The following is a 10451-nucleotide window of genomic DNA, read 5'->3' as shown; positions in this document are numbered from 1 at the left end:
GCGATGCGGGAGCGGCTACCGGCGGTGGCGGCGGTGTTCTGCGCCGGGGACATTGACTATGAGGCGTTCACGACGATCGTGTTCCGCACGGATCTGATCGAGGATCCCCAGGTGCTGGCGGCGGTGGATGCCGCGGTCGCGGCGCGGGTGACGCGCTGGCCCTCGCTGAGCCGGGGGCGGCTTTCGGCGAAGGTGGATGCGATCGTGGCCCGCGCCGATGCCGATGCGCTGCGCCGCCGCACCGAGGTGGTTCAGGCCGAGCGGGAGGTGTGGATCAGCCCGCCCCTAAACGGGCTGGCGCAGATCGAGGGACGCCTGCGCGCCACCGATGCGAAGGCGATCGATGCGCGGCTGTCGGCGTTGGCGGCCACGGTCTGCGGCAACGATCCGCGCACCCTGGCGCAGCGCCGCGCGGATGCCCTGGGGGCCTTGGCCGCCGGTGGCACCCGGCTGGGTTGTGAGTGCGCGCGTCCGGACTGCATCGCGGCCGGGCGCAAGCCGTCCTCGCCGGTGGTGATTCATGTGATCGCCGAGGCCGCGACCCTGGCCGGGCGCAGCGACAGCCCGGGGTGTCTGCTTGGTGGGGAGGACCTGATCACCCCCGAGGTGTTGGCCGAGTTGGCGTTGACGGCCAGGCAGGTGCCGTTGATCCATCCCGGCTACGCGCTGCCCGAGCCGCAGTACCATCCCTCGCAGGCGTTGGCTGATTTCGTGCGGGCCCGGGATCTGACGTGCCGCTGGCCGGGTTGCGAGGTGCCGGCCATTCACTGCGACTGTGACCACACCATCCCCTGGGCCCAGGGCGGGCCCACCCATGCGGGCAAGCTGAAATGTTGCTAATATACCCTCTATGGGAAAAGTGAAACCGGCAGGTCAGCGAGTTGGGGTGCGGTCGGCGGCGGTCTATGCCCGGATCTCGGCGGATGTCGAGGGCGCCGGCTTAGGGGTGGCGCGGCAGTTGGAGGATTGCCGCAAGCTGGCGGCCGATCGAGGCTGGCTGGTCGGTGATGAGTATGTCGATAACGATGTGTCGGCCTTTTCGGGAAAGCCGCGCCGGGAGTATGTGCGGATGCTGGCCGATCTGAAATCGGGTGCTCGGGACGGGGTGATCGTCTATAACTTGGACCGGTTGCATCGTCGCCCGGTCGAGTTAGAAGAATTCGTCGCTTTGTGTGAGTTGGTGGGCGTGCGTGACGTGGCCACCGTCACCGCCGATATTGATCTGGGCAATGACGACGGGTTATTCATGGCCCGGATTTTCGCCGCGTTCGCGGCCAAGGAGTCCGGCCGCAAATCCGCCCGCATCCGCCGCAAGATGTTGCAGAACGCCGAACGAGGGCTGCCGCACGGCTCGGTGCGCCCGTTCGGCTACGAGCCCGACAAGGTCGCTGTGCGTTGCGATGAGGCCGCGGTGGTGTGCGAGATGGTGGACCGTTATCTGGCGGGAGCGTCGATTCGGTCACTGACGATGTGGCTCAACGACTCCGGTGTGCCTCCGGCGGCGTCGAAGGCGTGGCGGACCTCGACGGTGCGCCAAATCCTGTGCTCGGGCCGCATCGCCGGGCTGCGCGAGCATCACGGCCAGGTGATCGGTGCGGCAGCGTGGCCAGCGATCATCACCCCGGCGCAGCGGGATCAGGTGTTGGCCCGCATGACTGCCCGCGCGCTGACGAAGACCCGCGCACCGCGCACCTACCTCCTGTCGGGGTTGCTGCGCTGCGGGCGGTGCGGCAACCGGTTGTATTCACAAGCCCGCCATGTCAATCCAGACAATCGGGTGCGCCGCTATGTGTGCCTGAGCGGCCCGGATCAGGGCGGCTGCGGGCGACTGACGGTGGTGGCCCGACCCGTCGAGGAGCTGTTGACCGACGCGGTGCTGACCCGGCTGGACTCTCCGCAGCTGGCCGATGCACTGGCGGGAAAGGCCAGCGTCGATGCCGACGTCGCCGCGTTGTCGGCCCAGCTCGATGCCGACACCACCCGCTTGGATGAGTTAGCAGCGCTGTATGCGAATGCAACCGTGACCGCGCGGGAGTGGATCGCCGCGCGCGACCCCATCACCGCCCGTATCGCCGAAACGCGCCGAGCGATCGCGGCTGCCACCGATACCACTGATGTTCAGGAGTTGGTCGGCACCGGGCGTCTGCTACGCGAGCAGTGGGACAGCTTGGACATCGACCGCCAACAAGCGGTCATCAAATCGGTGCTCGATCACGCCGTCATCGCTCCGGGGACCGCGGGGTCGCGCAGCCTTGACATCGACCGGGTGCGACCGCTGTGGCGGGTGTGAACCGGTGGCGTCTTCGGGTTCGCTCCGAGCAGGGTGGCGATGCGTGCGATGACGGTCGGATCGGTCACGGTGACTGGCAAGTTCTGGCGTTCACATGAGGCGGTCAGCCACGCGATGAACTCAGGACCCTCATACAGCGGGACCGCACCAGCATCGTGGTTGCCGGCGGTGCCGTCCTCGGGTGTCGTGGCCATCACCCGGCCCCGCGTGACGCTGGCGGGATGCGCGCACCGACACTCCGGGATTCGGTGATACCGGCGATACGGGCACCGATGTGGCGCAAGGCTGCTGAGATGACCAGGACGCGATCCCCGGCGCTGGTGTGCCCGGCGCGGTCGAACCCCCACAGCATCTCATTGGTGTCGATCGGTTCGTGCCGGCCGGCAATGGCGCCGGTCAAGTGTTGGCCTGGACGGGCAGATTGTGTATCGTTTTGCCGCCCTGAATGTTTGGCCATCTGCTGGCGGGTCCAAACGGCGCGGGCGGTGCGCAGGGCGCCCATTGTGGTCGAGTAGTGCCGGGATTTGGTGGTGATGTGGCCGCGGTAGCCCAAGGTGTGCAGCCAGCGCCCGATCCCCGCCAAAGGTCCTCCCTCCGCGGTGTGTTCGGCGAGTTCGGCGATTGTGGACAGGATGGCGCGCACGTGTTCGCTGACATCCAGGTCGCCGATCGCTTCTGCGGTGAGGCGCCGGGCGGTGATGCCGAAATCGTGTAGGGATTTGGTGACGTATTTCGCCAGGTATGCCGCGACCCGGCGCGGCGAGAGCCGCGTTGCCGTCGTGCGCGCGGAACAGTTGGTTGTGGGATCGTTTGCGGCTGTGGTGGTTTCGGGTGTCAATGGTTGGGTGTCGATCTGGGCGCCGAACCGTAGCGCCCGCACTGCCCCTTGGTCGGGGTCGCTGTCGCCGGTCGCAACATCGATCCTGATGCGGCGGGCGGCCTGCTGGATCAGGGCGGCCAGCTCGGTGGAGGTGATCGGTGACGACCAGTCGGTGTGCTGGTCGACTATCGGGCGGGGCTCCCCACCACCCCACGGGGCGGCGGGGCCGTGACGATCGTGGTCACCTGATGTCGTGGCGTAGGCCGGTGGCGGGTCGAGGCGGATCAGGGCGTGGATGTGGGGGATGGCGCGGGCTTGAAGTTCAACGACTTTGACGAAGCTGACCCGCACCGAACCCGGTGTGACGCCAACGGCTTTCAGGTGTGTTGCGACCGCTCGCCGTAGCGCGATGGTGAACCGTCGCCACAGCTCGGGCAGATGCCAGGTGAACAAGACATGCCCGCGGTAGTCGTAGCACTGCCGGCACAGCGGCTGGCCCACCGCCGGGTCATCAACGGCGTGGGTTATGTTGCAGCGCAGGGCATTTCCATGCCGACACCGGACAGTCGACCCGGCAGGATTGCGCGCGTGGCAGGGTGTGCCGGTCGCGTTGTGCACCGCCCCGTAGCTCGGCGCGGTCAAAGTGGCGAACACCTGCGGACGGCTGGAAACTTCAGCGGCCACATCGTGGTGGCCGCCGGCGGCTCCGGCGTGCACCAGTTGCCAGGTGTCACGGGCGTAGAGGTCTGAGCATGACGGGCACACCGTCGCGCGGCGGTTGTTACAGCGTGTCCACACGGTGTGCCGACGCCCGAAGGTGTCAGCACCGGACAGCTGGATCGGGCTGGCGCAAAAGCCGACCGATTCGGCGCGGTGCCACCACGACCCGAAACTCGGTGAGGAGGCGCGGCGCAACATCTGGGTGATCACCGGCTCGGCATCCACGGTGGTCGGTACCCCCGGCAACACGATCACCGGGCTGTCCGCCACGGCGGTGCTCACCGCTTCCCCTGACCGTCTCGGTTGTCCGTGCCAGGGGCCGTGTTTCGCGCGGTGCCCGGTGTGCTCGGGCGGGGTGCGGGGAATGTTCGGGCCAGCACAGCGATGTCGCGGTCGGTGACGTGAAACGCCCGGACCCGTATCGGGTCGGCGGTGCCGTCGATCATCACGTACCCGACACCGGGTGTGGCATCGGCGATCAGGTCGCATTCGGCGCCGGCATCGCGGGCTCCTTGGCCCAACACCATCGCGGTTTGGGTGGCCTCGGTCATGCGCAGGCCGATCCGCACGGTGAACAACTGCCGCACCGGCAGGGTGTCTTTGGCCGGGTCTTGCACCGCGGCCACCACCGATATCCCGACCGCGCGGCCCTGGGAGAGCAGCAGGCCGAGCAGTTGTTCGATTTCGGTGCGCAGTTTGCGGTCGGTGAGATAAGCGGTCAGCGCGGCGATCTCGTCGATGATCACCACGATCAACGGTTCGGTGGTGCTGGGAGTGTGCAGGCGGGTGTGTCCCCGTAGCCGGTTGGCCCGCGCCTGCATCACCGCCACTAACTGGCGCAGCAGCTCCAGGGTGGGTTCGCCGTTGTGGTGGCAGAACACCGAAAACATCGGTGCGCCGGCGCCCAGTTCCATGCCGCCTTTGGGGTCGATCACGCATAACCGCACCCGCCCGGTCCTGACGTGCGGCGCCAGTCCGGCGATCAGCGACCACAGCACCGAGCCCTTCCCGGCTCCGGTGGCACCGGCGACCAGGATGTGCTGCCCCAAAACGGGTAGCTGCCAACAGGTCCGTGTCTCGGTGATTCCGATCCGCACCGCGGCCAGATCGACCGGGGCTGCGCGTGTCGGCATCGGCAGGGCAATGGGTTGGGCCAGCACGTCACCGCGGCTGATGATGATCCGCAGCTCGCCTGGGATGGTGGCGCGGATCGTCAGCCGATCGGCCCGCCACGCCGCCGCCAGAGCGTCACTTCGTTTCTGCCAATCGTTGATCGACTGGCCTGCCACCACCCGCGCGATGAGCACGTCGGCGGGGCTGCCGATCTGCACCGACCGCAATGCCGGGACCAGTGCGCGTTCACCGAGCCGGGCGGTCAAACCGTGCAGGGTGCACACCGAGGCCCAGTTGCGGTGATACCGCCACCACGCCAGCCAGCGTTGGCGCACCGGCTCGGTCACCCACGCGGTGAACGATGACGGCTCCACGACTGCCCAGCCGGTGTATGCCGCGACGGCCAGGGCGGCGGTCAGCAGGCCCGCGCGGGCGCCGTGGGCGATGGCGACCCAGATCGTGAGAATAGCCGGGACACTGAGCATGGGGAAGAGGATTGCCCACCAGAGCAGCTGCCCGGCGGCTTTGACCAATGCCCAGATCAGCTCGCCGATCCAGTCATCGTCAGAGGACTGACTAGTGTTGTGGTTCTTACGGTTTGAGGTGTTCGACATGATGGCACGCTTTCCAGTGCGACGGGTTATGGTGTTGCCGGGGAGGCTGGCCCGACAGCCACACCGCGCTCATGCGGGTGCTGCCGGGCCAGACCTCGGTTAGCGGGCCTGCTGGCTCGCCTTCGCGGCGGCCGCACCCGGGTCGGCGGCGGTGATGGTTTCGGCGCGATAGGCGATGCCCGAGCGGCCGTCCTGTGACCACGGCAACGCCACCAGACCAGACACCGCAACGGGTTGCCCGACAATCACTTTCGGCTCACCGACCACGGTCACCGCCAGCACCTCGCCACCGGTAGCGTCCAGGGCGATCAACTGCACCTGCCACAACACCTGCCCAGTGGCTTTGTCGATGCGTGGTGCGCCGGTGTCGAAATTGGTGCGCTGCTCGGGAATTCGGGTGCACAGGAACGTCACGCCGGTGGTCTCGATTCGTAACTTCATGGATTGCTGTCCTTCCTTGTGGTGTCACGCGGTCTGTTCGGCCGCAACTCAAGGACAGCGCCACCCCGGCTGCCGCCGATAGTGACAGCCAGTGATGGGGGTGATAACCGGAAACGCGCACGCACAGCTGACCTGCGCCGATGTGTGCGGCATGATCAAAGCCATGGCCGCAGCCGACCCGATCCGGGCACGCAACGCCCAACGGCTGCGCGCTGCCATGGACCAGTACGGTTACAGCCTTCGTGAGCTGGCAATCGAGGCCGAGAATGTTCGCCGGCTGCGCGGCGACGACGACGTCCCTACCCACGACACCCTCAAACGCGAAATCTCTCACGTCTTGGCGACCGGCAAGATCGGCCCGATGTGGCGTGACGACCTGGCCGCAGTGTTCGGCGTCGAACCCGATGAGTTCTTCGTCGTGCCGATCGAGAGCCAGTTGCCGCACCCGCTGTTGCTGCAGCTTCCCATCGACAGCGACGTACTTGACGTCATCCAGGCTCAGCAACATACCCATATCCGGGCCGAGCACGCCTTCGGCCCCCAGCACGCCCGCCCGCTCGTCGAGTCCGATCTGGTCACGATCGAATCCCTCATCGCCCATGCGCCACCACAGCTCAAACCGCAGATGCGGCACGCTGCCGGGACAATCGCCGAGGTGGCGGGGTGGATCGCCCAAGACCTCGGCGATCACACCGCCGCTGAAAAACTCACCAACACCGCGGCCCTGCACCTACGGTCGGCCGGCCCGGAACTGAATGCAATGATCTTGATGCGGCAGTCCAACATTCTCGCCCGCACCAACCCCGACCTCGCCGCTGACCTGGCCGCCGACGCCGCCGAACTCATCGACGGGCAAGACGTGGGTCGCCTGGCCGCAAGCATCGCCCGCCAACAAGCACTCGCTGAACTGGCCAACCACAATGAGCGGGCTTTTCACCGCCACGCCGCCGCAGCGTTAGAACTCAGCGACATCACTCCCACGGCCCACGACCGCGCGATCTACGCCCACGGTGCCTACGTTGCCAGCGAGATCGCCTCCGGGTACCTACGCATCGACCAGCCGGACAAGGCGGTAACCCTGCTTGACGGGCACCATCACGCCTGGACATCAGACCAGCACCGCGACCGGGCGGTGGCCGATATGCGGCTTTTGCACGCCTACATCGCCGTTGGCGAATACCAGCAAGCGCTGGCACTGACCGCCACAGCGATCCCGGGCTACCTGTCCGCACCCTCGCAGCGAGCCCGACTTCATCTCGCCAAAGCAGGCATAATCGTCAGGGACCGTCGACGACGCAACAAAAGCTCTGTCCTGCAACAACTCGCCGGACGCATAAAGAACGCCACCCAAGGAGTCACCGCATGAGCCGCCGTGTCATCCCCGACACCACCACCGCAGACTCCGATACCACCAGCTCCGTCGCGGTCCTGCCGGTCGGATCATTCGAGCAGCACGGCCCCTACCTGCCGTTGGGCACCGACACTCTCATCGCCTGCACTATCGCATCATCAATCAGTGAGCACCACAACGTGTTTCAGCTATCGCCCGTGGCATTCGGCTGCTCCCACGAGCACGCCGCCTATCCCGGCACTGTGAGCATCAGCGCAACCACGCTAGCCGCCGTCGTCGCCGACATCACCGAATCACTTGCCCACCAGAACATCACCGCGTTGATCGTCGTCAACGGTCACGGCGGCAACGCCGTACTCACCAACGTCGTGCAGCAAGCCAACCACCCGCGGGCCCCCATCAAGGTCGGGCTATACCCCAGCCGTGAAGACTGGGCTGAGGCGCGCATCGCCGCAGGAATCCAAACCAGCAACCACGACGACATGCACGCCGGCGAACTAGAAACCTCCCTGCTGCTCGCCGCCTGGCCCGACTACCTGCGCGACGGATGGCAAACCAGCGATCACATGGCCAGTGACCGCCGCTACCTCACCACCCTCGGCGTCCGCGCCTACACGCCCACCGGCGTCATCGGCTCCCCATCGCAGGCCTCCGAAACCAAGGGCAAAAAAGCCCTCGACCACCTCGGCCGCAACGCCGTCACCCTGATCGAACTCCTCACCGGCCAGTAAGCCGAACCAGGCGCCCAGCGGGGCGGCTACCGTCCGCTGGCGCTCCCGTCCGCCGCCCCGCAACACCCCGGCCGGTACACCGCCGAAGCCCACCAGTGACCACATCTCTGACCTGCCACGTGAGAACTTTCTTTACTGGTATCGAGTCACACCCCCAATAACGCTGTAACGCTCGGCTCGCCCCGTGGCACTCATCTTCCGGTAACTGGTCGACGCACCGTCGGCCCTCGAACAGCTGAGGAGGGCGCAATATGCCCGCAAACAATGACACCGTCGATAGGACGTCACTCGACGCAACCCTCACCCGCATCGGAAGCGCGGTCGCTCGCTACGGACTAGCGCTCGTGATCGGGTGGATAGGCGTTCTGAAATTCACCGCCTACGAGGCGCAAGGGATCGAGCCGCTCGTCGCCAACAGTCCCTTCATGAGTTGGTTGTACGAGTTCTTCTCGGTGACGACATTCTCATCGTTACTCGGTGTCGTCGAGGTCACGGCCGCGGTTCTACTGGTGGTGAAGCCCTGGCTACCGAAGGTCTCCGCCGTCGGTAGCATCGTTTCGATCGGCCTCTTTACGGCCACGATCAGCTTCCTGTTCACGACCCCCGGAGCCATGGAGTCCGCAGAAGGCGGCTTCCCGTGGTTGAGCATGACCGGTCAGTTCTTGATCAAGGATGTCGCTCTGCTGGGGATTGCGTTGTGGACGCTGGGCGATGCACTCAGCAGCGCGAAAGTTCGTGACCGTGTCTGACCCAACGCTGGACTTCATCGGACTACGGGCATTGTTCATCAACTGCACTCTCACGCGGACGCCGGGGGTCAGCAACACTCAGGGGCTCGTCGACGCATCGGCGGGCATCATGGCCAAACATGGTGTGGCCGTGGATGTCGTGCGGGCCATCGATCACGACATCGCAGTTGGGGTTTGGCCCGACATGCGAGACCACGGGTGGTCGGTAGATGAATGGCCGAGCATCTTCGAGAAGGTGCTTGCCGCACATATCCTCGTGCTCGCAGGGCCAATCTGGCTGGGCGACAACAGTTCTATCATGAAGAAGGTTCACGAACGTCTGTACGGCGGTTCGCACCTACTCAATGACGCCGGTCAATCCCTGTACTACGGCCGGGTCGGCGGTTGCCTCATCACTGGCAATGAGGACGGAGTGAAGCACTGTGCGCAGAACGTTCTGTACACCCTCCAGCACATTGGTTACACGATCCCACCGCAGGCTGACGCCGGATGGATCGGAGAAGCCGGACCGGGACCCTCATACCTCGACCCCGGTTCCGGCGGTCCGGACAATGATTTCACCAACAGGAATACGACGTTCATGACATGGAATCTGCTGCACTTCGCGCGAATGCTGCGCGACGAGGGCGGCGTGCCCGCCCACGGCAACGACCGACGCGGGTGGGAGGCGGGGAGCCGATTCGACTTCGCGAACCCAGAGTACCGATAGAGTACCGTCGTTAAGCGACCATGATCGCAACGACGGCTTCGGAAGACGAGGGCACCTTGATCGCCGCGCTTCGTGCGGGCGACGAGGGCGCCTTCGCCCGTCTGGTCGACTGGCACACACCGGCAATGCTGCGGGTGGCGCGTGGGTACGTGCCGAGTCGAGAGCATGCCGAGGACGTCGTGCAGGAGACGTGGATCGCGCTCCTCAAGGGCTTGGAAAAGTTCGAGGGACGGTCATCCTTGCGTACCTGGCTTTTCACGGTTCTGGTCAACATTGCCAAGTCCAGGGGTCTCAACGAGCGCAGGCACGTTGACACTCAGATCAAGGCATTCACGGGCGGCACGGTCGACCCCGAGCGATTCCGTGCTGCCGGCGGCGAGTTGGCCGGGCACTGGAAGGCGACAGAGACGCCGACGCCTTTCCCGGACACTCCCGAAGGCTCGGCTCTGGGCAGCGAACTCACCGCCATCGCTCAGAGTGGCCTCGATACCCTGCCCGAGCGCCAGCGCATCGTGGTGACGCTGCGCGACATGCTTGGTCTCGATTCCGACGAGGTGTGTGCACTACTCGATATCAGCGCTGCCAACCAGCGGGTGCTGCTGCATCGCGGCCGTGCGGTGATTCGGCAGACCCTCGAAGATTATCTGAGGGAAGCGTCGTGAAGCCACTGGACTGCAACGAACTCGTCGAGATGATCACCGCCTATCTCGACGGGTCACTCGATCTCGAAACGCGGGCTCGGTTCGACGAGCACCTGCTCGACTGCGACGGGTGCGACAACTACCTGCAGCAGTTTCGGGTCACCATCGGCAGGGTCGGCCGGATCCGTGAGGTCGAGCTGGCGCCGGAGTTCCGCGCGCAGTTGCTCGACGCCTTCAAAGACTGGCGCTGACAGCCCGTTCGAGCACAACGT

Annotated in this window: 10 protein-coding genes and 1 pseudogene; 8 read left to right on the top strand and 3 right to left on the bottom strand. The window is 65.8% G+C overall.

The window, feature by feature from the left end; all coding sequences use genetic code 11:
* Positions 1–834: pseudogene (locus AO501_RS31840) on the top strand (DUF222 domain-containing protein); the annotation flags it as partial.
* Between the two features lie 16 nt (positions 835–850).
* Entirely contained in the window at positions 851–2290 is a 1440-nt protein-coding gene (locus AO501_RS31835) for a recombinase family protein (RefSeq protein WP_172428169.1), read from the top strand.
* 193 nt (positions 2291–2483) lie between these two features.
* Here the strand turns inward: AO501_RS31835 and AO501_RS31825 are convergent, their stop codons facing one another.
* From AO501_RS31825 to AO501_RS31815, 3 genes are all read right to left on the bottom strand, one after another.
* Entirely contained in the window at positions 2484–4028 is a 1545-nt protein-coding gene (locus tag AO501_RS31825) for a replication initiator (RefSeq protein WP_231752682.1), read from the bottom strand.
* 80 nt (positions 4029–4108) lie between these two features.
* Positions 4109–5557, bottom strand: a complete 1449-nt coding sequence (locus AO501_RS31820) for an FtsK/SpoIIIE domain-containing protein (RefSeq protein WP_055581552.1) — start codon at positions 5555–5557, stop codon at positions 4109–4111.
* A gap of 99 nt (positions 5558–5656) precedes the next feature.
* Positions 5657–5998, bottom strand: coding sequence for a hypothetical protein (locus AO501_RS31815; RefSeq protein ID WP_055581551.1), 342 nt, complete (start codon positions 5996–5998; stop codon positions 5657–5659).
* Positions 5999–6092: 94 nt separating this feature from the next.
* Between AO501_RS31815 and AO501_RS31810 the strand changes: the two genes are divergently transcribed.
* The 6 genes from AO501_RS31810 (at position 6093) to AO501_RS31785 (ending at position 10430) form a co-directional block, all read left to right on the top strand.
* Positions 6093–7364 carry a hypothetical protein gene (locus AO501_RS31810; protein WP_231752681.1) on the top strand — a complete coding sequence of 424 codons (1272 nt, stop codon included), beginning with the start codon at positions 6093–6095 and terminating at the stop codon, positions 7362–7364.
* Positions 7361–8080, top strand: a complete 720-nt coding sequence (locus tag AO501_RS31805; protein ID WP_055581550.1) for a creatininase family protein — start codon at positions 7361–7363, stop codon at positions 8078–8080. Before AO501_RS31810 ends, AO501_RS31805 begins: the two co-directional genes overlap by 4 nt.
* A 251-nt stretch (positions 8081–8331) precedes the next feature.
* The gene (locus tag AO501_RS31800; protein WP_044544026.1) at positions 8332–8829 is read left to right on the top strand and encodes a YkgB family protein; all 498 of its coding nucleotides are present in this window, start codon (positions 8332–8334) and stop codon (positions 8827–8829) included.
* The gene (locus AO501_RS31795; RefSeq protein ID WP_231752680.1) at positions 8822–9538 is read left to right on the top strand and encodes a flavodoxin family protein; all 717 of its coding nucleotides are present in this window, start codon (positions 8822–8824) and stop codon (positions 9536–9538) included. Before AO501_RS31800 ends, AO501_RS31795 begins: the two co-directional genes overlap by 8 nt.
* Before the next feature lie 20 nt (positions 9539–9558).
* A complete protein-coding gene (locus AO501_RS31790) occupies positions 9559–10200 on the top strand; it encodes an RNA polymerase sigma factor (protein WP_044544027.1) in 642 nt (213 codons plus the stop codon).
* Positions 10197–10430 carry a zf-HC2 domain-containing protein gene (locus tag AO501_RS31785; protein ID WP_225323817.1) on the top strand — a complete coding sequence of 78 codons (234 nt, stop codon included), beginning with the start codon at positions 10197–10199 and terminating at the stop codon, positions 10428–10430. Before AO501_RS31790 ends, AO501_RS31785 begins: the two co-directional genes overlap by 4 nt.
* Positions 10431–10451: the final 21 nt, after the last annotated feature.

The organism is Mycobacterium gordonae (genome assembly GCF_001417955.2).
In the GTDB taxonomy this organism is placed as follows: domain Bacteria; phylum Actinomycetota; class Actinomycetes; order Mycobacteriales; family Mycobacteriaceae; genus Mycobacterium; species Mycobacterium gordonae_B.
This window is presented reverse-complemented; position numbering and strand designations above follow the sequence as displayed.